Here is a 24,459-nt window from a genome sequence, read left to right as displayed (position 1 = left end):
TTATGGAGGATTATTTTTTTTACAATATGAAATTAGAAAAACTAATTTGTATGTGAAGGTGATACGAACCTTAAATTTAATTTTCTATTGATTAATGCGGTAAAAAGGCGAGTTGGATGAAAAATAAAATGGCGAATATATAGACGATGGGATGAATTTCACGCCATTTTCCCATAAACATTTTTAATATAGGTAAGGAAATGAATCCTAAAGCAATGCCAGTAGATATACTAGATGTTAGTGGCATACATATGATGACTAAAAATGCAGGAAAAGCTTCATCCATTTCGTTCCAATTTATTTTTGCAATATGCCCCATCATTAAACTACCAACAATAATTAAGGCAGGAGCAGTTATTGCTGCCACCCCAGATAACGAGCCGACTAGTGGTCCGAAGAAGGAAGCTATAATAAATAGGAGCGCAATCGTTACAGAAGTTAAACCAGTTTTTCCTCCAGCAGCGACACCAGAAGTTGATTCAATATAGGCGGTAGTAGGGCTAGTACCGAACATGGCGCCAACCGTTGTAGCAAGAGAATCAGATAATAAGGCCTCTTTAGCCCGTGGCATAGATTTCCCTTTAATGAAACCAGCTTGTTCGGCTACACCAATCATTGTTCCTGTCGTATCAAAAATGGTTACTAGTAGGAAGGAAAATACTACAGCATATAAAGAATATTGAAATACATCCCCAATGGCGGTAAATGGATTAGCAATCATAAGCCCTTCAGGTAATGACGGTAATGCGAACACTTTATCAAACGTTAATTGTCCAGTAAAGTAAGCAACAATAGATGTAATAATCATTCCGATAAATAAAGCTCCATTTACTTTTAACGCCATCAAAATAAGTGTTACTGCTAGTCCGAATAAAGCTAATAATACGGTTGGAGAGTGGAGATCTCCAAGACCCACTAAATTTTCTGGATGGCTAGTGATGATCCCTGTATTTTTAAAGCCGATAAAAGCGATAAACAAACCAATCCCTGCAGAAATACCAAATTTCAAATTATCTGGGATAGATTCAATTAACAATTGGCGAAATTTTGTTAATGAAAGCAGTAAAAAAATGAGTCCGGCAACAAATACGGCGGAAAAAGCAGTATGATAGGTAATTCCTCCGTGAGAACCAACGACAGAGAAAGCAAAATAGACATTTAACCCCATTCCTGGTGCAACTGCAATTGGATAATTAGCAAATAATCCCATCCATAATGTCCCGACAACGGCAGCAATTATTGTTGCAGAAAACACTTGCTCAAAAGGCATCCCAGTTTCGGACAATATAGATGGATTAACAACAATTATATAAACCATTGTAAAAAATGTCGTTAGTCCTGCAATTACTTCTGTTTTCATCGTTGTTTTATTTTCTTCTAGTTTAAACATAGAGGTCCTCCTAAATACGAACAATTTTAATCACATATAGTATAATATTCGTTTTTTAATATAAATGCAAGTGATTTTTTTATTTTCTAATATAATTTACACAATAACGGTAAAATACACAGTGAAAAAATGAAATGGAAAAACATATTTTTATAGTTTCTAAATAAAAAACTATTGAATAAAATATAACGATAAATTATAATAACGTTAATAAAACGTTATATAAAAAGAGGTGGGTAAATTGACAATATCCTTAACTAATTTTGATCATTTAACAGAAGAGGAAAGATACGCCAGATTTATGGATAAAATTAATGCTGGGGAGAAAATCGAGGCAGATGATTGGATGCCAGAAGACTATCGAATCGCACTTGTTAAATTAATATCGATGCATGGTATTAGCGAAATAATGGGAGCACTTCCAGAAAAAGAATGGGTTCCAAAAGCACCTTCTATCCGCAGAAAGCTCGGCATCATGGCAAAAGTCCAAGATGAAATGGGACATGGACAATTATTGCTTCGTGTTGTGGAAGATTTATTAAAACCACTAGGAAAAAATCGCGAAAATATAATGGACGATTTATTTTCAGGAGATTTAAAGTTTCATAATGTTTTCCATATGGAAGCACCGACTTGGGCAGATGCAGGTATAATCGCTTGGCTTGTTGATGGGGCGGCGATAATCACTCAAACAAATATGTTGAATGCTTCCTATGGGCCATATGCAAGAGCTTTGCAAAGAATTTGCGCGGAAGAAGTGTTTCATGCCCAACATGGAGAGTCCATTATTTTAGCTTTAGCAGAGGGAACAGAAGAGCAAAAGCAACTGTTGCAAGATGCGCTCAATCGCTGGTGGCCATCTTTACTTATGTTTTTCGGACCAAAATCCGCGGCAACAACTGGTTCTTCCAAACAAGATATTACAATTAAGTATAAAATCCGCACAAAGACGAACGAACAACTACGACAAGACTTCTTTACGAAATATGTACCTCGCATCTTAGCACTCGGACTAAAATTACCTGACGAAACGATGTATTACGATGAGGCAAACGAAGAATGGATATATCAACAGCCTGATTGGAATGAGTTTAAAAAGATTATTAAAAACGAAGGACCGAAGTCGCAAGAACGGCTCCAACTTAGAAAAGCCGCCTATGAAAATAATGCATGGGTGAGAGAGGCGTTAAGCAAAAAAGTAGTAGCAAGTTAACGGAGCAGTACTTTTTAATGAGCTTTCCATCATTCTGAAAAAATACACTCGAAGAAAAATTTCTAAGTATAGGAGGCGAAGCAGTTGTCAGAAAGCGAGTTTTACGAAGTTTATGAGGTGTTTAGTAAGCGTTCACACTCCGCAAATATGCAATACCAGTTCAGTCTGTTAGCACCAAATGAAGAAATGGCACTTATTTATGCACAAGAGAATTTCATGCGTCGAGAACCGGTTGTGGACATTTGGGTAGTCAAACGGTCGGACATTCGAAAAATGTCAGAGACAGAAAGAGAGACGTTAAAACGGTTGGATAATAAAGATTATCGGTTAACGAAAGGTTATGGCTATTTGAAAAAGAAATGGCGTCAATATGAGCAAAAAATGCTGGATGAAAAAGAGATCTTTTCGTGGAGCGGGGGGGAAAGCGGTGAACGAAAAAATAAAGTCAGCAACAGAAGTACAGCAAAATAAGGAGTATAAAGAAGCATTAACAGAGTTACTTTATCAATTAGCCGATGACGATTTTATCCTTTCATTTCGGGGTTCTGAATGGTTAGGGCTGGCCCCCCATATAGAGGAGGATGTTGCCTTTTCATCCATCACCCAAAACATGATGGGTCATGCGTTTATGTATTATCAATTGTTGGAGGAACTTGGTGAAGGGGACATTGATTATTTAGCCCATAGCCGACCGAGTGACGCCCGGAAAAATGCCATTTTATTAGAAGAAGCGAATGGCAACGGGACATATTTAACTAATCCGAACTTTGACTGGGCATTTACGGTTGTAAGGCATTATTTTTATGACATGTATAAACGGATTAAATTATTATCTCTAAAAAATTCATCGTATGGGCCGTTATCCGAAGCAGCGATTAATATACGTATGGAACATTATTACCACATTATGCATTGGCAAACTTGGTTCAAACAGTTAATCTCTGCTGGTGGAGAAGCAAAGACGAGAATGTGTAAAGCAATCGATAGAGTGTATGAGGAAATTGAAGGCCTGTTAACATTAGGTCCGAATGCGAAAAAAATGACAGTTTTCGGTCTCATTGAGGAAGAGGATGTATTAAAACAACGGTTTTACAATGAAATAAATGAAGTGTTTGAAGAACTACAATTAGAACGACCTGCAAAAGGAGAAATGAAACGAGGAAATGGGCGCATTGGGGAACATACCGAAGATTTAAACACCGCTTTACTTTTACTAAGCGATGTATATCGAAGCATCCCAAATGCTGTATGGTAAATCATTGTAATGGTGATAGGGAGATTTTTTATCCTTTCCATTTAATGCATATTAAGCAATTGCTAGACGGTGAGTCAATTGCATCAAGGCAGGCGAATTATTCATGTTAACGGAAAATCAGCTCATTATAGACAAAATTCATGAAATACTGCAACATGTCAAAGATCCTGAAATTCCATCGGTTAGTGTAATGGAATTAGGGATGATTGAAAATATTAAAGTCGATAATGGCAACGTTATTGTAGAAGCGTTGCCCACCTTTGTCGGCTGTCCAGCGTTAGATATAATAAAAGCGAATATTGAAAATGCAATCAAAGACCATTTAGAACACATTAACAGCGTGATATGTAAATTTATTTACCATCCACCTTGGACATCAGACAGAATTTCAACAGAAGGTCGTGAAAAGTTAAAACAATTTGGAATTGCTCCACCACCTGAATTTTTTACAGAAACAGGATTATGGTCGGTCCATTGCCCATATTGTGATTCTGCCTATACGACGATAGAAAATATATTCGGACCGACTGCATGCAGAAGTATTCTTTATTGTAAAAACTGCAAAAATCCATTTGAAGCGATGAAACCTATTTCGACATTATAACAATTTATTAATGATTTTCAACAAGATTGCCCAAGAAAATATAGGAAGCAAACTTTCTTGGGCAATTTTAATCATATTAACGAATAATAAGGAGATGGATAAAATGTTTAAAATGATTGCTTTATTTAAAAAACCTGAGGACATTACTAGTTTTGATGAATACTATTTTGGAACACATATACCATTAACAAAGAAGATTCCTGGATTAGTAGATTTAAAAGTAACAAAATTTACTGGGGCCCCGGGGGGAGAAAGTAAATACTATTTAATGTGTGAAATGTATTATGAATCGAAGGAGTCTTTCAAGGAAGCATCAAAAACACCTGAATCAAAAGCATCTGGCAAGGATGTAATGAAATTTGCAGGTAATCTTGTAACATTTATGTTTGGTGAGGAAGTCAATGGATAAGCAATATCAATATATTGAAACGGAGGTTAAAGACTCCATCGGAATTATTCGCCTTAACCGCCCGAAAGTGTTAAATGCAATTAATCGACAAATGGTAACAGAAATTGTGACTGCTTATGAATATTTTGATAAAAGTGATAAAGTGAAGGTTTTAATGATTACGGGAAATGGAAGGGCTTTTGCTGCAGGCGCAGATATTGACGAAATGACAAATGATGATGCTATTTCCTTGGAAATATTGAATCAATTTGTCGAGTGGGATCGAATATTAACAATAAAAAAGCCGATTATTGGTGCAGTGCATGGTTATGTACTTGGTGGAGGATTTGAATTAGCACTCACATGTGATTTACTTTTTGCTGCGGACAATACAAAGTTTGGTTTCCCAGAAGTGAATCTTGGAGTGATGCCAGGTGCAGGTGGAACGCAAATATTAACTCGAATAATAGGAAAAACTCGTGCCCTTGAGTGGCTTTTCACTGGTGAGATGATGGATGTACAGGAAGCGAAACAAAGTGGCATTGTTAATCGCATTGTTCCTGAGCAATTACTGTTAGAGGAAACGGAAAAGTTTGCGAAAGTAATCGCCAGCAAACCACCATTGTCAATACGCCTTATTAAAGATGCAGCAAAGAAGGCATTAGATTACTCTTTATATGAAGGAATGCAATATGAACGAAAGAATTTTTACTTGCTATTTGCATCTGAAGATCAGAAAGAAGGAATGAAAGCATTTCAAGAAAAACGTCCACCAAATTTTACTGGAAAATAACAAATAAACTAACAAGACACTAGGTGATAAAATGTTTGAAACTATTAAATTACTAGAAGAAGGTAAAGTAGCAAAACTGATATTAAACCGTCCAGATAAATTAAATGCATTTAATGAACAGATGAATCAGGAAATAATGGCAGCTGTAAAACAAGTAAAAAAGATGAATCATATCCGCTGTCTAGTAATCACTGGAGAGGGAAGAGCATTTTGTTCCGGAGAGGATCTAAGTGCGATACAAGGCGAAATTAATCATGGAGAAATATTACGAAATCGATATAACCCAATGATAAAAGAAATCGCTAGTTTAGAAAAACCGGTCGTGGCTGCGGTTAACGGGGTAGCAGCAGGTGCAGGTTTTAGTTTAGCATTAGCTGCGGATTTTCGATTAGCTTCAGAAAAGGCGAGTTTCGTAGAAGCATTTATTCATGTTGGGTTAATTCCTGACTCCGGAAATTTGTATTATTTGCCGCGAATAGTCGGGTATGCGAAAGCGTTAGAGTTAGCTGTATTAGGAGAAAAACTTTCGGCTGAAAAGGCATATGATTACGGTCTTGTTACTAAAGTAATTAGTGCAGAAAGTTGGCAGAAGGAAGTGGAGGCGTTTTGTAAACGGCTAGCTAATATGCCGACGAAAGCAATTGGTCTTATAAAAAGATATATGCATGATAGTTTTCAAACAAGTTTGCCAGATATGTTAAATAATGAAGCAAATGCACAAAGAATTGCAGGACTAACTTCCGATCATGAAGAAGGTGTGAAGGCATTTTTAGAAAAACGTAAACCGAATTTTACCGGGGAATAGTATTTTTTATGCTAGCTGAATTTTTGTAAAGAAGCATCCATTTTAAGAAAGTAATATTTAAAAGGGGAGGAAGAAAGATGGCAACAGTAAAAGAGCAGAAGTTTGAAGTATTACCAATAAAGCGGGATCATTATTCATTTATCATTAATGGGGAGCGTGTCGAAGGGGTTGCTGGTGAAACATTTTCAACATATAATCCTGCGAATGGGGAAGTAATTGCAACCGTAGCAAGAGCAACGGTAGAAGATGCAGAACTGGCTGTTAGAGCAGCTAGAGAAAGTTTTGATAAAGGAAAATGGCGCCGCACAGCTGCAGGTAAGCGAGCAAGAATATTGAATAAAATTGCTGGAATTATGCGTTCTCGTTTCCAAGAGTTAGTTGAACTAGAAGTATTAGATAGCGGCAAATCTATTTCTGCAGCTCAAGGCCAAGTAATGCAAGCAATTGAAGACTTTGAATTTTATGCAAGTGCAATTGTAAGTCATCGTGGTTCCGTTAACCCAATGCCAGGTGCATTTTTTAATTATACGCAAAAGGAGCCTGTCGGTGTTTGTGCTCAAATTATCCCTTGGAATTACCCATTAATGATGGCCGCTTGGAAAGTAGCACCAGCACTCGCTGCAGGATGTTCGATAGTATTAAAGCCAGCTAGTTTAACCCCATTAACAGCTATTGTATTAACCGAAATTTGCCATGAAGCGGGAGTTCCTGCGGGGGTAGTCAATATTGTTCCTGGTGCTGGAGCTGCAGTCGGTAATTATCTTGTGGAACATGATCTTGTTGATAAAGTAGCTTTTACAGGTTCGACTCCGATCGGGAAAAATATTATGGCACGGGCAAGTACTACGTTAAAGCGGGTCACATTAGAATTAGGAGGAAAATCGCCTAATTTAGTTTTCGAAGATGCAGATCTCGATGCTGCGGTAAATGGAGCGTTATTTGGTATTTTCTATAATACAGGCCAATCATGTGAAGCAAGATCAAGATTATATATTCAAGAATCGATTTACGATGCGTTTATGGAAAAATTTATAGCAAAAACAAAACAGTTACAATTAGGAAATCCGCTAGATCAAAAGACTCATGTCGGTGCAATTATCAGTAAAGAACAATTAGACACTATTGATACATACGTGCAATCAGCAGTGGAGGCAGGAGCAACTGTTGTAACAGGAGGGAAAAAAGCGGTTGTTCCAGGATATGAAAATGGGTATTGGTATGAGCCAACAATCATTACGGATGTCACCCATGATATGAAAGTTGTTCAAGAAGAAATCTTCGGTCCTGTTGTAGTTGTAATGCCTTTTAAGGGTGAAAAGGAAGCGATTCAGTTAGCAAATGATACTATTTACGGACTGGGCTCATCAGTATGGACAAAGGATCATGCTCGAGCGACAAGGGTTGCTAATGAAATTAGAGCAGGCATAGTTATGATTAACAGTCCTTTTTCTGCTTTTCCAGGAACCCCGTTCGGTGGCTATAAACAATCAGGATTTGGCCGTGAATTAAGCATTGAAACGTTGGACTTATATACAGAAACAAAGAGCGTGTTATCTTATTACGGTCCAAAGCCATTAAATCCTTTTGGTTTGTAATTATAAAAAAATTCAGCGAGCGAGCATAGCTAACATTTACCGGCATGCTCGCCTTCTCTATATATTTTAAAAAGAGGTGAGTAGATGAGCCATTTACCAGTCGTTGTCATCGGTGCGGGCGTGATGGGACGAGGAATTGCTTACGTTTTTTCTGTTAATGGTTTCCCAACTACTGTAGTAGACGTTCATGAAGATGCATTAAAGAATGCGGAAAAGGAAATTAAACAAATTTATCATAAAGGGTTTGAGCGGGGAATTATTTCAGAGATTGAGTTTCAGCGAAAAGATACTTACTTGCATTTTAGCAAGGATTTTTTGGAAAGCTGTGAGTTTGCTCAACTTGTTATTGAAGCGGTGCCAGAAAATTTACAACTAAAAAAATCTGTTTTTGAAAAACTGGATGATGTTACACAAGCAAGTTGTGTCTTAGCAACAAATACTTCGACTATGAGCCCAACAGAAATTGGTGCTTTTACGAAAAAACCTGAGAAGGTTATTGCGATGCATTTTTTTAATCCGGTCCATAAAATGAAGTTGATAGAAATTGTGAGAGGTTTAGAAACTTCCGACGAAACGGTTCAATTTGTGAAAAGTATTGCTGAAAAAATTGGCAAGGAGACGGTAATTATTAATGAGTTTCCGGGATTTGTTACGAGTCGAATGAGTGCGTTAATTGGCAACGAAGCATTTTATATGTTGCAAGAAGGACTAGGAACACCCGAGGAAATAGATAGAGCCATTAAGTTAGGACTAAATTTTCCAATGGGACCGTTTGAGTTAGGGGATTTAGTCGGGCTCGATACTCGCTTAAATAACTTGAATTATTTACATAAAACATTAGGTGAAAAGTATCGACCAGCGCCATTACTTATTCAATATGTAAAAGCAGGTAGACTAGGAAGAAAAACCGGACGTGGAGTATATGATTATACGAAAAAGACGGATAAGTAATTCCTAGAAAACTGTATGATCATTTGAAAGGGGTTAACCGATGAACGAAGTAGTTATTGTTGATGCAGTGAGAACGCCAATCGGTAAATATAACGGCGTATTGAAAGATATTAGACCGGATGATTTAGGTGCTATTGTTATCGAGGCTTTGCTTAAGAGAAATCAAACTGTGCCAGTGGAAGATATAGAAGAAGTAGTGTTAGGTAATGCGAATCAAGCAGGGGAGGATAACCGTAATGTTGCAAGAATGTCCAGTTTACTTGCAGGGCTTCCAGTAACAGTAGCTGGAACGACTATTAATCGTCTTTGCGGCTCAGGACTAGATGCGGTAAATTATGCGGCAAGAGCAATTATGGTTGGAGAAGGTGATATTTATATTGCAGGTGGCACAGAAAGTATGACGCGTTCCCCTTTAGTGATGGCAAAACCTACGAAAGCTTTTCCAAGAGGGAATATGGAGTTGTTTGATACAACGATAGGTTGGCGTTTCATTAACAACAAGCTTCAAGAAAAATACGGAACAGACTCTATGCCAGAAACAGCAGAGCATGTAGCAAAGGTTTATCAAATTTCTAGGGAAGAACAAGATCAATTTGCTTTTGAAAGCCAAATGAAAGCTAAAGCAGCTGTAGATGCAGGTAAGTTTCTAGAGGAAATAGTACCTATCCATGTCAACGATGAGACAATTAATAAGGACGAGCATCCACGCCCTTCCACAACTATGGAAAAATTAGCAAGCTTGCGCCCATTATTTCCTGGAGGAACAGTTACAGCAGGAAATGCATCAGGAGTCAATGATGGGGCTAGTGCCTTATTATTAATGAGCAGGCAAAAAGCAGAAGAACTTGGAGTAGCCCCACTAGCGAAATATATTACCTCTGCAGTAGCAGGTGTAGAGCCGAAAATTATGGGTGTAGGGCCTATTGAAGCAGTAAAAAAAGCATGCAGGCGGTCAGGAATATCGATTGATAAAATGGATGTGATTGAAATTAACGAAGCATTCGCCGCACAATCAATTGCCTGTATTAGAGAATTACAATTAGATACAAATAAAGTGAACGTCAATGGTGGTGCTATTGCTTTTGGCCATCCCCTTGGGGCTAGTGGTGCAAGAATTTTGACGACGTTAATTTATGAACTAAGGAGACAAAATAAACGATATGGTTTAGCAACAATGTGTGTCGGTGTTGGTCAAGGGATTGCGACAATGATTGAAAATGTCAATGAATAACTATATGAGGGTGAATTTTAAAAGTATTAAATAACAATTTCAAAACGAAATAATATAAAAAAATAGTATATTAGAATAAGATATAATTAGAGAACATTTTTATTAAATACGTTGTGCTATCAAGGGGGAAAGTATAATGAGTACCATTTTACTAGAAAAACAAGATCAAGTGTCAATCGTAAAACTTAATCGGCCAGAAGCACATAATGCATTTAATTTAGCAATGCTGACAGAGCTTGGCGAAGTAATTGAAAAGCTTAGTCATGATACGGAAACAAAAATCGTTATTTTCACAGGGGCAGGGGAAAAAGCATTTAGTTCGGGAGCAGATTTAAAAGAGCGTCGGACATTAACAGATAATGAAGTACGTCGTAACGTCCGGAAAATTCGCACAGTTTTTCAACAAATTGCTGATATGCCGCAACCGACAATTGCTGCTGTAAATGGTTATGCATTTGGCGGTGGATTTGAATTAATGCTCGCTTGTGATTTTCGCATTGCACAAAAGGAATCTATTATCGGCTTGACAGAAACGAGTTGGGCTATCATACCTGGGGCTGGTGGCACACAAAGATTACCGCGCCTAATAGGCGTAGCAAAAGCGAAAGAACTGATTTTAACAGCAAAAAAGCTATCAGCGGAAGAGGCTTTAAATTATGGCATTATAACGAGAGTAGTAGAAAAAGGAGAATTACTTCCATCCTGTTTGGAGTTAGCGAAAATAATGCTAGCTAATGGTCCAATCGCTTTACAACAAGCAAAGTTTGCAATTGACCAAGGGATGAACACGGATTTAAGAACAGGGCTTGATATTGAAGGAAAGGCATATGAAGTGACGATACCGACAAAAGATCGACTAGAGGCATTACAAGCGTTTGCGGAAAAAAGAAAACCTGTATTTAAAGGTGAATAAAAAACAAACTATATATTAATATATTTTTTAAAAATAATTTTTTGGGAAAAGTAGCAAAATTAACTTGACTTCTTTCCTTATTTGTAATGAAATAGAACATAAACAATAACACTGATTTGCTTTAAAGCGATAAAGTGTTTGAAGGGGTTCACAATTAAAATGGATAGTAGCTTAAATACACGATCAATGATTTTCACCATTTACGGTGATTATATAAGACATTATGGTGGAGAAATATGGATAGGTAGTTTGATTCGCTTATTTAAAGAATTCGGACACAATGAACAATCAGTTCGGGCGGCAATTTCTAGAATGCATAAGCAAAATTGGGTTCAATCTCGGAAAGAAGGAAATAGAAGTTATTACTTCCTAACTGAACAAGGGATTGAACGTATGCAAGAAGCTGCTGAGCGAATATTTAAACTTAGACCGAATCATTGGGATGGAAAGTGGCGTATGCTTATATACACCATTCCAGAAGAGAAACGACATATTCGTGACGAACTGCGCAAAGAATTAGTTTGGAGCGGCTTTGGAACGATGGCGAATAGCGTATGGATCTCCCCGAATGATTTAACGAAACAAGTTTATAAAATGATAGATAAATATGATGTTCGTCCGTATATTCATTATTTCATCACAGAATATAATGGTCCCCATGAAAGGGGACAATTAATTAAAGACTGTTGGAATATTGACGAAATTAATGAAAAGTATGAAGCATTTATAGAGAAATATAAAAGGGAAGCAGATAGTAATTATAAAAAAATTCATACCGGACAAATGACTCCAGCTGATTGTTTTGTAGAACGGACAAAGCTTGTTCATGAATATCGAAAATTTTTATTTATTGATCCTGGACTTCCTGAAGAACTTTTACCAGAAGTTTGGCTAGGGAATCAAGCATCTGCACTATTTAGAGATTATTATAAAGTTTTAGCTAAACCAGCAAGTTCTTTTTTTGAAGAAGTGTTTCAAGAAGGAAATGTTATTCATAAAAAGGATAAAGCTTATGATGTTCTCCACCATCCGTTTATGGCTGATAATGATTAAATTTTTCTATAAAAGTATATTGGAAAAAATTTGTCATTGGAAGATTAGAAAATAGAAATTTTCATCTTGAGAACTGTATAACTGAGGAGGATTGAAGGTGAACCGATTATGTAAAATTTTAAACATCCGCTTTCCGATTATCCAAGGAGGAATGGGAAATATTAGCAACGCGCCACTAACGGCAGCAATATCAGAAGCTGGCGCATTGGGAACTTTCGGCGTTGGCACTCGAACACCCGAAGAGGTAGAGCCAATCCTTCAGCAAATAAAAAGAACAACGACAAAACCATTTGCTGTGAACATCCCTATTTCCGTTACAAAATATGGAAAAGAGTGGATAGATTTAGTTTCTAAATATTCTGTTCCTGTAGTAAGTTTGTCGGCAGGAAACCCTGCCAATTTTATTCCTTATTTGAAAGAACGAGGCATTAAGGTGATGACTGTAGTAGGTACAGTGAAACATGGATTGAAAGCGATGGAAGCTGGAACAGATATTGTTGTTGGGGAAGGATTTGAAGCAGCGGGGATTAACTCACCGTATGAAATAACGACGATGGCTCTAATCCCCCAATTAAGAAATTCCCTATCTATTCCGATTATTGCTGCAGGTGGAATTGGTGATGGGAGGGGCTTAGCTGCCGCACTTACTCTAGGGGCAGATGGTGTACAGTTAGGAACACGATTTATCGTTGCGAAGGAAGCTCCATTTTCAAAACGGTATAAAGAAAAGATTATCCAAGCTAATGATCAGGCAACAGTTATTGTCGGGAGAAGTGTTGGTAAGATTCGCCGCCTTTTACATACCCCTTATGCGCAACAACTATTAACGGAAGAACAGAATGGTATGGATGAAGAAACATATTTCAGAAAAACAACCGAATTGGTTCATTGGCGTGGGGCTATGGAAGGGGATGTAGAAAATGGGCTAATGAATAGTGGACAAATTGCTGGTTTAGTTTATGCAGAGCAGACTGCTGAAGAAATTATTGATTCGCTCATTCAAGAAGCGAAGCAAGCTATTACAGAATTATATAAAAGCTATATTGTTTGATGAGACAAGTTGGCAAAATACAAAATTTATTATCTAAAAATTTACCAATATTAAATAATATTAATTTTACAGTTTTTTGTTGTATTTCTGAACAGTTTATTTCCTCGATAGACACGGGCAAATAGATTTTTATAAAAAAAACTATTTTAAGATTGTTGTTGATTTCCGTTTCAAATTTATTTGTGACAAATCTCAGCGACAGGAACAGGCGGACGATTTCGGCGGGCAATAACATGGATACCCATGAAACCGATTTTTTACCTGTTTGAATGAAAATAGCTGTATTTTCAGGGTAGCCATAAAAAAAGAATGGAGTGAAGAGGATGGGATGGATATTTGATGCATCACTGCAAGGGATAATTTTTGCCATAATGGCTCTCGGCGTCTATTTGACATTTCGAATTTTAGACTTTCCAGATTTAACAGTTGATGGCAGTTTTGTAACAGGAGCGGCTGTATGTACGGTTATGATTGTTAGCGGCATATCCCCGTTAATTGCAACTTTTTCCGCTTTAATTATCGGATTTGTCGTAGGAGCAATTACTGGTATTCTTCATACGAAGGGGAAAATTAATGCACTGCTTTCTGGTATTCTAATGATGATTGCCTTATATTCTATTAATTTGCGGATAATGGGCTTAACATCTGATAGTACACCCGTTGTAGCAAATCTTTCCTTATTAGGAGAAGATACAGTTTTGACAAAAGTTGCTGATTTTTTTAATAATTTAGGCTTTATTTGGGGTGGACATTCATGGGGACTATTATTTTTTCTCGTACTAATCACTTTCTTATTTAAATTTATATTAGATCTTTTCTTAAAAACAGAAGTCGGGCTTGCGATTCGGGCAACTGGAGACAATAAAAAAATGATTCGGAGCTTTTCGGCAAATACAGATAGTTTAATTATTATCGGCGTCGGTATTTCTAACGCATTTGTTGCGTTTTCTGGAGCAGTAATGGCGCAATATTACGAGTTCTCCAATGTAAATATGGGAATTGGAATGATTGTAATTGGACTCGCCTCTGTTATTATCGGGGAAGCGTTATTCGGGACAAAAACAATCGGACGAATTACTTTAGCCGTTATACTCGGTTCAGTCATCTATCGGATTGTGATCGGATATGCACTACAACAGCAAATATTAGATGCATCCGATATGAAACTAGTCACAGCGATTATCGTAATTTTAGCTTTAGTTATTCCAAACATTTTAGAAAAGAGACGGGCGAAAAAAAGAAAAATGAAACGCCAACATTCACTCCAAAGGAAAGCTGGGGCAGAGGAGGGAAAAGCTAGTGCTTAAATTAAGCGATGTACACAAAATTTTTAACGAAGGAACTGTGGATGAAAAAATAGCCCTTAATCACATAAATTTATCATTAAAGAAAGGTGATTTTGTTACTATTATTGGTAGTAACGGGGCAGGAAAATCGACATTAATGAATATCATATCTGGTTTATTAACACCGGATTCTGGCACAGTTTTTATAGATGGAAAAAATGTTACACAAATACCAGAATATAAACGATCGAAACTAATTGGCCGGGTCTTTCAAGATCCGATGTCAGGAACAGCACCATCGATGACAATTGAGGAAAACTTAGCAATGGCATATTCCCGGAATAAAAAGAGAACACTTAAATTCGGAGTAACGAGCAAAAGGCGGGAGTTTTTCCGTGAATCGTTAGCTACATTAAATCTTGGGTTAGAGGATCGCCTCAATGCAAAAGTCGGGCTATTGTCAGGTGGAGAAAGGCAGGCGATTTCCTTATTGATGGCAACATTTACCGAACCAGCAATACTACTATTAGATGAACATACTGCTGCACTCGATCCGGCACGAGCACAATTAATCACAGAAATCACGAAAGATATAGTAGAAAAATTTGAGCTAACGACATTAATGGTTACCCATAATATGCAACAAGCGCTAGATTTAGGAAATCGTCTAATTATGATGGATAAAGGACAAATTATATTAGAAGTTAATGAAGAAGAGAAAAACGATTTAACCATTGAACGGTTGCTGGAAGAATTTCAACGAATCCGTGGGGAGAAAATGGCAACCGATCGGACATTACTTGCTTAATAAATTCACCGTTTGTTTTTTCTAGATAAAAAAGGTTATTTGAAGATACTCTAATAACCTTTTTTTTGTTTGTCCCGTTTTTTTGTACGCAATATATTTAGCAAAAAAATAGTGAATAACGTTTAAATTAATATAATATACAAATTATTTAATGATATTAAAAGTTTCATAATTTCATCACAATATATTAATATCTCCTTCACAACTGTTTCCTCATTCTAAACAATCGTACGTTATGATAATAGGTAGAAGGTGTTTTTTAATTTAATTACTTGGAGGGATTCATGTGATGGAGGAAACAGTAGTAAAAGAGACGGTCAAGTCATTACCAAGAATTGGATCAAAGGCCCCACAGTTTGAAGCGGTTACATCCCACGGGATATTAAGATTATCTGATTATGAAGGAAGTTGGGTTATTTTATTTTCCCACCCAGCAGATTTTACTCCAGTATGTACGACGGAATTCATCGGTTTCCAAGAAATTTATCCACAATTACGAGAAATGAATGTAGAACTATTAGGACTCAGTGTCGATAGCGTTTCTTCTCATATCGCTTGGGTACGCAATATTGAGGAAAAATTTGGCGTGAAAATTGAATTTCCAATTATTGCTGATTTAAATAAAGATGTTGCTCAATTATACGGTATGATTATGCCAGAAGAAAGTTCGACAGAAACATCGAGAGCAGTATTTGTTATAGATGATAAACAAATTGTTCGGGCAGTTATTTATTATCCTCTAACTACTGGACGGAATATGGATGAAATACTTCGGCTAGTGAAAGCACTGCAAACAACCGATCAGCACGGTATAGCAACACCTGCAAACTGGCGTGAAGGAGATAAAGTCATTGTTCCAACACCTGCTACGACAGAAGTAGCAGAAGAAAGAATGAAGGATGACAGTGTGGAATGTATTGATTGGTACTTCTGCAAAAAACAATTGTAAAGGAGAACTGTCATGGCTTGCATAAATGAAAAAGGACATTTGACCGAATCGGCGAAAAAATTACTACAATCTATTGAAACAGAAGCAATGACACCGCAAGAAATTTCCAAACATACTGGATTACCATTGTTTAAAATTCGTAGTAGTTTAAGAGAAATGAAAGATATGGGTTTTGTAACGTTAGAAGCGGAAAAATATCAAATGAATCCAAAAATAAAAAGTCTTGTAGAAAAAAGTTAGATTAGGAAATGTAGTATTTTGCATATTCGGGTATTTCTCTGTACATTTGCACTACTGAAAAAATGTTTATTATGTATGAAACTTATCCTTCTCCATACACGTTGGGGAAGGAATTTTTTTTTATATCAAGAAATATATAATGATAGTTCCTTTAAGTGGACTGCGCAGCAATCTAGGTGGAACTAACAATTCCAATAATTTGTAAGTTTTGTTAGAAAAGTATCGAAATTCACAATCAAAAGAAACCATTGACGATTCATATAACGAGATGTTAGAATAACGTTAAAATAACGTTATGTAATATTTTCATGTTGTTAATGTTTATAATTGACAGGAGATTAGTAGATTACGATGGAGGTCATCCGATGAAACCTGGAATGGAAATTGGACAAATTGCAACTATTTCTTTCCGAGTAACGGAAGATATGTATGCACAATTTGAAGGCAATGTTGTTCATCCTGCTTATTCCACTGTCTCAATGGTCTATCATATGGAGTGGGCATCGAGGCAAATAATTTTACCTTATTTGGAGGAACACGAAGAAGGAATGGGGGCAAGTGTATCTGTAAAACATATCGCACCAACAACGGCAGGTACTGATGTGACGGTAAAAGCAATTATAACAAAGCTGAAAAAGAACCTTGTAATTACGGAAGTAGAGGCGTTTAATGAAAAAGGTTTAATTGGTAAAGGAGAAGTTGTTCAAGTCATTTTACCGAAACAAGAAATTCGTGAAAAGCTTGCAAACTCAAAAAATGTTTCCACAAAAATGTAAGCGTTTCCTACCAATTAGACAATTACCGACAAAGGGGGATGTTAGATGGATATTTTTACAAAAATGAATGAATATGAACAAATTATGTTTTGCAATGACTCTGCTTCAGGTTTGAAAGCAATTATAGTCATACATAATACTACACTTGGACCTGCATTGGGCGGTTGTCGAATGCGCCCGTATGCATCAGTGGATGAAGCGTTAGAAGATGCTCTTCGACTGGCAAAAGGGATGACATATAAATGCGCCGCAGCTGATGTTGATTTTGGCGGTGGAAAATCGGTTATCATCGGTGATCCACAAAAGGACAAATCACCAGAGTTATTCCGTGCCTTTGGTCAGTTTATTGATTCATTAAATGGGCGTTATTATACGGGTACAGATATGGGAACGGAACTGTCTGACTTTGTTCATGCAGCGAAGGAAACTAATTGTATTGCTGGACTCCCGGAGGAATACGGGGGCGGAGGAGATACATCCGTTCCTACAGCTATGGGGGTCATTTATGGATTAAAGGCAACGAGTAAAATGTTATGGGGATCCGAAGACTTAGCAGATAGAACCTTTTCCATTCAAGGACTTGGCAAAGTGGGCTTTAAAGTAGCTGAACAGCTTATTGAGTTAGGAGCAAATTTATATGTAACAGATGTCAATGACAATACATTGGCGAAGTTTATTGAAAAAAACAACAAGTACCGTAACGCGATAAAATTCGTTCATGGAAATGATATTTACTCGTCTGCCGCGGACATTTTCGTTCCATGCGCCTTAGGGGGCATTATTAACGACGACACGATAGAACAATTACAAGTAAAAGCGGTCGTCGGATCTGCGAATAATCAACTATTGGAAGATCGTCATGCCGATGTGTTGCGACAAAAAAATATATTATATGCACCTGATTACATCGTAAATGCAGGTGGTTTAATTCAAGTGGCAGATGAACTTTATGGTCCGAACAAAGCGCGAGTTTTACAAAAAACAAGTGCCATCTATCATTCTTTAGAAGAGATTTATCAAGAAGCGGAAAAACTTAATATTTCTACAGCACAGGCTGCAAACAACTACTGTGAACGAAAAATTGCTGCAAGGAAAAATCGTAATAGCTTTTTCTCAAGGCATAAACGTCCAAAATGGCAAATTAGAAATTAATCGTTGTTCAATCCAACACTAAAATCAAAAATGTTTAGGTAATGGGGTGAGAGGATGGAGGAATTTTTACAGAAAAAGCAGTTTATTGATGAAAACGGAAATATCGTCGACGAAAGATTTCATAGTTACTTTGATGAAGATTTTATAAAGAAAATGTATGAAAAACTTGTTTTAGTTCGCACTTTTGACCGAAAAGCAATTAGTCTTCAGAGGCAAGGGAGAATTGGTACATATGCTCCGTTTGAAGGACAGGAGGCAGCTCAAGTCGGTAGTGCAAGTGCGCTTAATGAAGACGACTGGATGTTTCCGACTTACCGTGATCATGCAGCAATTATCAGTTTCGGACAATCTATATCGACAGTTTTTCTTTATTGGTTAGGAAGAGTAGAAGGGTGTTTACCGCCTGATAATCGCCATATTTTTCCACCAGCAGTGCCAATAGCAACACAATTACCTCATGCAACGGGAGCGGCCCTTGCTGAGAAATGGAAAGGGACTAATAATGCAGCAATTGTTTATTTTGGGGATGGTGCAACATCGGAAGGGGATTTCCATGAGGGGATAAATTTTGCCAGTGTATTTAAAGCACCTGTCGTGTTTTTCAACCAAAATAATCGTTTTGCAATATCTGTTCCAATTGAAAAACAAATGAATTCACGCACCATTGCTCAAAAGGCGATTGCTTATGATATCCCCGGAGTAAGAATTGATGGTAATGATGTGTTTGCTGTTTATTTCTATACGAAGGAAGCATTAAATCGGGCAAGAAATGGAGACGGTCCAACACTAATTGAAGCTGTTACTTGGCGGTATGGTGCACATACGACAGCAGATGATCCTTCTAAATACCGTGATCAAAAGGTAAGCCATGAAAAACGTGACGTGATTGACCCAATTTTACGGATGGAACGGTTAATGAAAAATAACGGTTATTGGGATGAAACGTGGGCACAATCTGTTCAGAACTTTGCAGTAGAGCAAATAGAAAAAGCTATCATAGAAATGGAAGCATATCCACCGCCTAATGTGAATGATTTATTTGATCATGTATTTGCTGAGCCAACTTGGACAATTGATGAACAGAAGCGAAATTATTTACACCATCTTCAGAATAAACGAAATTAAATTGATGTTATCTAGCATAAGAAAGATACCGAAATAAATCACCATGGAGGTGTTATGTATGACAACAACAGGTACAAAAGTCAAAACAAATAAACTAACGTTAGTGCAGGCGGTTACTGATGCGTTAAGAACAGTGATGAAAGAACAAGAAGAAGTTATCCTTTTAGGAGAAGATATTGGGAAAAATGGCGGTGTTTTTCGAGCAACAGACGGGCTACAAGCACAATTTGGTGAAAAGAGGGTAATTGATACACCGCTAAGTGAGGCAGGAATTATTGGAGTATCCATTGGCATGGCCCTGAACGGGTTTAAACCAGTTGCAGAAATACAATTTATGGGTTTTATTTATCCGGCATATGAGCAAATAATGACGCATGCGACAAGAATCCGAATGCGGACGATGAGTAAATATCACGTTCCAATGGTTATACGTGCGCCTTATGGAGCTGGTGTACATGCACCAGAAATTCATTCTGATAGTGTAGAAACTTTATTCACACACATGCCTGGTATAAAAGTTGTTTGTCCATCGTCTCCTTATGATGCAAAAGGGTTATTAATAGCCGCTATAGAAGACCCAGATCCTGTACTTTTCATGGAATCATTGCGGCTTTATCGTTCAGGAAAGGAAGAAGTACCTGAAGGAAAGTATAAAGTTGAAATAGGTAAAGGTAAAACAATTACTTCTGGTAACGATATTTCTGTATTCGCTTGGGGAGCAATGGTACCTGTAGCAGTTAAAGCATGTGAAGAAGTGAAAAAAGAACACGGAATTAATTGTGATGTCATTGATCTTCGTACCCTTTATCCGCTAGATAAAGATATTATCGCTGATTCGGTTCAAAAAACAGGTAGAGCGGTAATTGTTCATGAAGCACATGCTACAGGCGGGGTCAGTAATGATGTATTAGCAATTATTAATGAAACTTCCTTTCTCTATTTAAAGGCACCGATTGAAAGAGTAACAGGCTTTGATGTTCCAGTTCCATTTTACTCTTTAGAAAATCATTATTTACCAAATGTAGAGCGAGTAAAAATCGCCATCGAGAAAACAATGTTTTTTTAGTATGGTGAAAAACGATAAGGTTAGATTTTTTCAAGAAAAGAAGGTAGGTGACTAAAATGATGGAGATAAAATTACATGATATTGGCGAAGGGATGACAGAAGGAGAAGTACTTCAATATTTTGTAAAAGTTGGCGATAAAGTTAAAGCAGATCAGCCATTAGTTGAAGTACAAACAGATAAAATGACCGCGGAAATACCTGCGCCACAATCAGGGATTGTCCAGGAAATTGTAGTTGAACCAGGAACAACTGTTGCTATTGGGACGACATTATTAATAATGGAGGCAAAAGAATCTAATAAAGTAGTAAAAGAAAAACCATCCACTTTTCACATTGTGCAAATGCCGACACTCCTACATCAAGAACATCCGCAGAAAAAACATCAGCATCAGCCGATTTTAGCGGCACCTTATACGAGAAAAATTGCTAGAGAGCACGGAATCTCATTAGAGGAGATTAATGGTACTGGTCCAGCTGGCAGAATCACTGATGAAGACGTATTTTTATATATTGAAAGTTTAAAACATAATAAAGGAAATGAGACGAAAAAGGAAGCTGTTCAATCGTTTATTTTAGACAAAAATGAGAAAGTTGTAAAACAAGAGCAGTCTATCAATCAAGCTACTTCTGAAACGGTAGCAGATGAAATCCCGTTTCGCGGACGAAGAAAACAAATTGCTAAAAAGATGGTGCAATCTAAATTTACCATTCCACATGTTACCCATTTTGATGAAGTGGATATGACAGAACTACTAGCCTATCGAGAGCAACTTAAGGAAATGGATGTTCCAATTTCTGTGGCTGCGTTTTTTGTAAAGGCTCTTCAATTAGCTTTAAAGGAATATCCAATCTTTAATGCTAAGTTAGATGAGGAAAAGGAAGTAATTAGACTGGAAAAAACGTATAATATCGGCTTGGCGACAGATACGGAAGATGGACTAATTGTCCCTGTAATTCACCATGTGGAGCGAAAATCATTAAAAATAATCCATCAAGAAATGAAAAACTTGATTGAAATGGCGAAAAACGATGAACTGACGTCGAAAAACTTGCAAGATGGAACATTTACGATTAGCAATGTCGGGCCATTCGGCAGTATTGGAGCAACACCAATCGTAAATTATCCGGAGGTTGCATTAATCGCCTTTCATCAGACGAAGGAAGTACCAGCAGTTCGCAATAAAGAAATTGTGATTCGTTCCATGATGAATATTTCTATGTCCTTTGATCATCGTGTGGCCGATGGACTAACTGCTGTGAAGTTCACAAACTATTTCAAAAAGTTAATAGAAAATCCGAAACTGCTGTTGTTGGAGTTGATTTAATGGTTGTAGGTCAAATTTCCCAAGAAAAAGAAATAATTATAATCGGTGGCGGACCAGCTGGTTATACAGCTGCGATTCGATTAGCACAATTAGGCAAAGAAGTTACGTTAATCGAGGAAAATAAATTAGGAGGAATTTGTTTAAATGAAGGCTGTATTCCTTCTAAATTATTTGCTCATGTCGCAAAAACAAAAGAGGAAATAACAACTACTAGCAAACTAGGGCTAAAGGCAGAGTCCTATCAGTTTTCTTTTCATGATTTGGATAAGTATAAAAATAAAGTAGTAACTCAGCTTCGAAAAGGGGTAGACTCCCTTTGTAAAGCGAATAAAATTGATATTATTCAAGGTAAGGCAATTTTTTTAGATAAAAATCGAATTGGTGTCGAACAGGAAGATAGCTTTCCGACTTTTACCTTTCAATCGGCAATCATTGCTACAGGTGCAAGTTATCAACCTTATGAAGGAATTCCGTTAGATGGTCAAATGATTGTTAACCAGCGAACAATATACAATTTACAAAGTTTTCCTGAACATTTGATTGTTTATGGAACAGATTATATTGCCCTTGAAGCAGCATTTTCCTACCGTTCTCTCGGTTCAAAAGTAACACTCATCGAAAAAAACGAGGAAAGCTTTTCCTATTTAGATTCATCAATAAAAGAAGAACTAAGGAAACAGCTTAAGAAAGCGAAAATCAATGTTGTAAAGGTGAACGCCATTAATAGTTATGATATAACTGCTTCTAGTGTAGCTTTAATAGTGGAAACACAACAAGGTGAGAGTCAATTAATTGAAGGGACCCATCTGTATGTTCAATCCATTCCTATTGGCAATGTAGAGGATCTTGGATTAGAAAGGATAGGGGTCCGTATAAATGAAATGGGCTGGATTGATGTAACAAATAACTGTAATACTTCCGTGGAAAACATATACGCCATTGGCGATGTGACTGGTGGTGATCAATTAGCGGTAAAAGCTATAAAGCAAGGTAAAGTTGTTGCCGAAAAAATTTGTGGAATACCGACCGAATGGGATGAAACGAATATTCCGAAAGTCATCCATACAAATCCGCCAATTGCCTATGTAGGATTGAATGAAGAAGAATCAACAAACTACGGTTATGCTGTTAATATTGGTAAGTTTTCCCTAGCAGCAAATGGATTTGCGACTATTATCGGCAAGCGTGAAGGCTTTATTAAAATTATCGAAGATCGGAAGACGGAAAGAATTCTTGGTGTCCATATTATCGGTGCAAATGCGGTCGAACTAATTACAACAGGAGTATTAGGTTTGGAAATGGTTGCAAGAAAGGAAGATTTCTTATTTCCTCTCTATCCTCATCCATCATTAAATGAAGGAATATTAGAAGCGGCTGAGGACTTATCGAATTGGGCAATCCATCAAGCTCCAGTTAACGTGAAAAGCTAAGTTTTTTTCACCAATCGGTGGAGATGAAATAATTTCCACCGATCGGTAGTTGTTTGACAAAAATTCTTCCTCTATATAGAACATATTGTCACCTCTACTAGTAGAAGTCGCTCTGTATAGTATGTAATAAAGAGCGTACTAGCTTTTCCCTCTATTATTTTTATTCATCATCCATTATAATGAAGGAAGGAATAAATAATAAAGGTTGTGACAATTTGTTGAAAGCGCTAATTTTTGACTTCGACGGTACAATAGTAGACACAGAGTCTTTATGGTTTGAAGTCTATTATGAGTACTTCAAGAAAAAGTACAATTATCAGTTGCCAATAGAAACATTTTCAAAAGGAATTGGTTCTGATGGAGAATTTCTATTTAAGCTGATTGGAACGGATTTAGGTGAAGAATTAAATATGGATGAATGTTTAATTGAATTACATTCGTTATTTTCTGACCACTCGGAGTCACTTGTCGTTAGAAAAGGTGTAGTAAATTTAATTAACGACGCACATAAAGCTGGATACAAACTAGCCATTGCATCTAGTTCTACGAAACAATGGGTACTTCATTACTTGCATAAATTTAATTTAACCAATTATTTTCCAATCATCAAAACAAGGGATGATGTTCATGAAGTTAAACCAAATCCCGAATTGTATTTTAAAACAATAGAGGCACTTAAATTGCACCCGTCTGAGATAGTGGTAATGGAGGATTCCTATAATGGGTCGATGGCTGCTACACGGGCAAATTTGCGGTGTATTGCTGTTCCTAATAATGTGACAAAATACACAAACTTCCCCAAACATATAGAGGTGTATCAAGAGTTTACGGATATAACTTTGACTAATCTGTAAGTGTACTTGAATGTATTTATCTATTAACTATTCATTTAGTGAAAATTTCAAGAAAACAAAAAAGTTACTTAACCAATAATAAGAGGTAAGTAACTTTTTTTGTTGGTTGTTAAATCAACACCAATCTTTAACATAGTTATATGTTAAACTTATCACATAATAATTTAAAATTCATAATAGTTATATTCAAATTATTATTTGCCTAA

25 protein-coding genes are annotated in these 24,459 nt (G+C 36.8%); 24 read left to right on the top strand and 1 reads right to left on the bottom strand.

Going from position 1 to position 24,459, the window contains the following annotated elements:
* Positions 1 to 91: 91 nt before the first annotated feature.
* Positions 92 to 1,390 carry an NCS2 family permease gene (locus BN1242_RS05490; RefSeq protein WP_062352477.1) on the bottom strand — a complete coding sequence of 433 codons (1,299 nt, stop codon included), beginning with the start codon at positions 1,388 to 1,390 and terminating at the stop codon, positions 92 to 94.
* A gap of 301 nt (positions 1,391 to 1,691) precedes the next feature.
* Here BN1242_RS05490 and paaA point away from each other — a divergent pair, with 301 nt between their 5' ends.
* The 24 genes from paaA (at position 1,692) to BN1242_RS05370 (ending at position 24,253) form a co-directional block, all read left to right on the top strand.
* The gene (gene paaA / locus BN1242_RS05485) at positions 1,692 to 2,603 is read left to right on the top strand and encodes a 1,2-phenylacetyl-CoA epoxidase subunit PaaA (RefSeq protein ID WP_062352579.1); all 912 of its coding nucleotides are present in this window, start codon (positions 1,692 to 1,694) and stop codon (positions 2,601 to 2,603) included.
* Between the two features lie 84 nt (positions 2,604 to 2,687).
* Entirely contained in the window at positions 2,688 to 3,074 is a 387-nt protein-coding gene (paaB, locus tag BN1242_RS05480) for a 1,2-phenylacetyl-CoA epoxidase subunit PaaB (RefSeq protein WP_062352474.1), read from the top strand.
* Positions 2,992 to 3,858: a 1,2-phenylacetyl-CoA epoxidase subunit PaaC gene (gene paaC, locus BN1242_RS05475; protein ID WP_077216121.1), complete on the top strand. Its 867-nt coding sequence runs from the start codon at positions 2,992 to 2,994 to the stop codon at positions 3,856 to 3,858. The genes paaB and paaC overlap by 83 nt, the downstream gene beginning before the upstream one ends.
* A 103-nt stretch (positions 3,859 to 3,961) precedes the next feature.
* The gene (gene paaD, locus BN1242_RS05470; protein ID WP_062352472.1) at positions 3,962 to 4,462 is read left to right on the top strand and encodes a 1,2-phenylacetyl-CoA epoxidase subunit PaaD; all 501 of its coding nucleotides are present in this window, start codon (positions 3,962 to 3,964) and stop codon (positions 4,460 to 4,462) included.
* 103 nt (positions 4,463 to 4,565) lie between these two features.
* Entirely contained in the window at positions 4,566 to 4,871 is a 306-nt protein-coding gene (locus tag BN1242_RS05465) for an EthD family reductase (RefSeq protein ID WP_062352469.1), read from the top strand.
* Positions 4,864 to 5,643, top strand: a complete 780-nt coding sequence (locus tag BN1242_RS05460) for an enoyl-CoA hydratase-related protein (protein ID WP_062352466.1) — start codon at positions 4,864 to 4,866, stop codon at positions 5,641 to 5,643. Before BN1242_RS05465 ends, BN1242_RS05460 begins: the two co-directional genes overlap by 8 nt.
* A 31-nt stretch (positions 5,644 to 5,674) precedes the next feature.
* Positions 5,675 to 6,448 carry an enoyl-CoA hydratase-related protein gene (locus BN1242_RS05455; protein WP_062352462.1) on the top strand — a complete coding sequence of 258 codons (774 nt, stop codon included), beginning with the start codon at positions 5,675 to 5,677 and terminating at the stop codon, positions 6,446 to 6,448.
* A 77-nt stretch (positions 6,449 to 6,525) separates the two neighbouring features.
* Positions 6,526 to 8,043 carry an aldehyde dehydrogenase family protein gene (locus BN1242_RS05450; protein ID WP_062352459.1) on the top strand — a complete coding sequence of 506 codons (1,518 nt, stop codon included), beginning with the start codon at positions 6,526 to 6,528 and terminating at the stop codon, positions 8,041 to 8,043.
* An 84-nt stretch (positions 8,044 to 8,127) separates the two neighbouring features.
* The gene (locus tag BN1242_RS05445; RefSeq protein ID WP_062352457.1) at positions 8,128 to 8,994 is read left to right on the top strand and encodes a 3-hydroxyacyl-CoA dehydrogenase; all 867 of its coding nucleotides are present in this window, start codon (positions 8,128 to 8,130) and stop codon (positions 8,992 to 8,994) included.
* Positions 8,995 to 9,034: 40 nt separating this feature from the next.
* The gene (locus BN1242_RS05440) at positions 9,035 to 10,225 is read left to right on the top strand and encodes a thiolase family protein (RefSeq protein WP_062352454.1); all 1,191 of its coding nucleotides are present in this window, start codon (positions 9,035 to 9,037) and stop codon (positions 10,223 to 10,225) included.
* Between the two features lie 136 nt (positions 10,226 to 10,361).
* Positions 10,362 to 11,138 carry an enoyl-CoA hydratase-related protein gene (locus BN1242_RS05435; protein WP_062352451.1) on the top strand — a complete coding sequence of 259 codons (777 nt, stop codon included), beginning with the start codon at positions 10,362 to 10,364 and terminating at the stop codon, positions 11,136 to 11,138.
* 159 nt (positions 11,139 to 11,297) lie between these two features.
* Positions 11,298 to 12,191, top strand: coding sequence for a phenylacetic acid degradation operon negative regulatory protein PaaX (gene paaX, locus BN1242_RS05430; RefSeq protein ID WP_062352448.1), 894 nt, complete (start codon positions 11,298 to 11,300; stop codon positions 12,189 to 12,191).
* Between the two features lie 97 nt (positions 12,192 to 12,288).
* Entirely contained in the window at positions 12,289 to 13,242 is a 954-nt protein-coding gene (locus tag BN1242_RS05425; protein ID WP_062352445.1) for an NAD(P)H-dependent flavin oxidoreductase, read from the top strand.
* A gap of 323 nt (positions 13,243 to 13,565) precedes the next feature.
* On the top strand, positions 13,566 to 14,549 hold the full coding sequence (locus tag BN1242_RS05420) for an ABC transporter permease (protein ID WP_062352442.1): 984 nt from the start codon (positions 13,566 to 13,568) through the stop codon (positions 14,547 to 14,549).
* Positions 14,542 to 15,336, top strand: coding sequence for an ABC transporter ATP-binding protein (locus BN1242_RS05415; protein ID WP_062352439.1), 795 nt, complete (start codon positions 14,542 to 14,544; stop codon positions 15,334 to 15,336). Before BN1242_RS05420 ends, BN1242_RS05415 begins: the two co-directional genes overlap by 8 nt.
* A gap of 289 nt (positions 15,337 to 15,625) precedes the next feature.
* Positions 15,626 to 16,285: a peroxiredoxin gene (locus BN1242_RS05410; RefSeq protein WP_062352573.1), complete on the top strand. Its 660-nt coding sequence runs from the start codon at positions 15,626 to 15,628 to the stop codon at positions 16,283 to 16,285.
* 12 nt (positions 16,286 to 16,297) lie between these two features.
* Complete coding sequence (locus BN1242_RS05405; RefSeq protein ID WP_062352436.1) at positions 16,298 to 16,525, top strand: helix-turn-helix domain-containing protein; 228 nt, start codon at positions 16,298 to 16,300, stop codon at positions 16,523 to 16,525.
* 365 nt (positions 16,526 to 16,890) lie between these two features.
* A complete protein-coding gene (locus tag BN1242_RS05400; RefSeq protein ID WP_062352434.1) occupies positions 16,891 to 17,301 on the top strand; it encodes a thioesterase family protein in 411 nt (136 codons plus the stop codon).
* A gap of 45 nt (positions 17,302 to 17,346) precedes the next feature.
* Positions 17,347 to 18,453 carry a Glu/Leu/Phe/Val family dehydrogenase gene (locus BN1242_RS05395; protein WP_062352431.1) on the top strand — a complete coding sequence of 369 codons (1,107 nt, stop codon included), beginning with the start codon at positions 17,347 to 17,349 and terminating at the stop codon, positions 18,451 to 18,453.
* A 54-nt stretch (positions 18,454 to 18,507) separates the two neighbouring features.
* Entirely contained in the window at positions 18,508 to 19,578 is a 1,071-nt protein-coding gene (gene pdhA / locus BN1242_RS05390) for a pyruvate dehydrogenase (acetyl-transferring) E1 component subunit alpha (RefSeq protein ID WP_062352429.1), read from the top strand.
* Positions 19,579 to 19,636: 58 nt separating this feature from the next.
* Positions 19,637 to 20,644 (top strand): alpha-ketoacid dehydrogenase subunit beta, encoded by a 1,008-nt coding sequence (locus BN1242_RS05385; RefSeq protein WP_062352426.1) that lies wholly within the window; start codon positions 19,637 to 19,639, stop codon positions 20,642 to 20,644.
* A 59-nt stretch (positions 20,645 to 20,703) separates the two neighbouring features.
* Positions 20,704 to 21,969: a dihydrolipoamide acetyltransferase family protein gene (locus tag BN1242_RS05380; RefSeq protein WP_062352423.1), complete on the top strand. Its 1,266-nt coding sequence runs from the start codon at positions 20,704 to 20,706 to the stop codon at positions 21,967 to 21,969.
* Positions 21,969 to 23,399 (top strand): dihydrolipoyl dehydrogenase, encoded by a 1,431-nt coding sequence (gene lpdA, locus BN1242_RS05375; RefSeq protein ID WP_062352420.1) that lies wholly within the window; start codon positions 21,969 to 21,971, stop codon positions 23,397 to 23,399. The genes BN1242_RS05380 and lpdA overlap by 1 nt, the downstream gene beginning before the upstream one ends.
* A 215-nt stretch (positions 23,400 to 23,614) precedes the next feature.
* A complete protein-coding gene (locus tag BN1242_RS05370; protein WP_062352417.1) occupies positions 23,615 to 24,253 on the top strand; it encodes an HAD family hydrolase in 639 nt (212 codons plus the stop codon).
* Positions 24,254 to 24,459: the final 206 nt, after the last annotated feature.

It is taken from the genome of Bacillus kwashiorkori (genome assembly GCF_001375515.1).
Taxonomy (GTDB): domain Bacteria; phylum Bacillota; class Bacilli; order Bacillales; family Caldibacillaceae; genus Bacillus_BK; species Bacillus_BK kwashiorkori.
The sequence above is the reverse complement of the archived record's forward strand: the minus strand, read 5'-3'. Positions and strand labels throughout refer to the sequence as shown.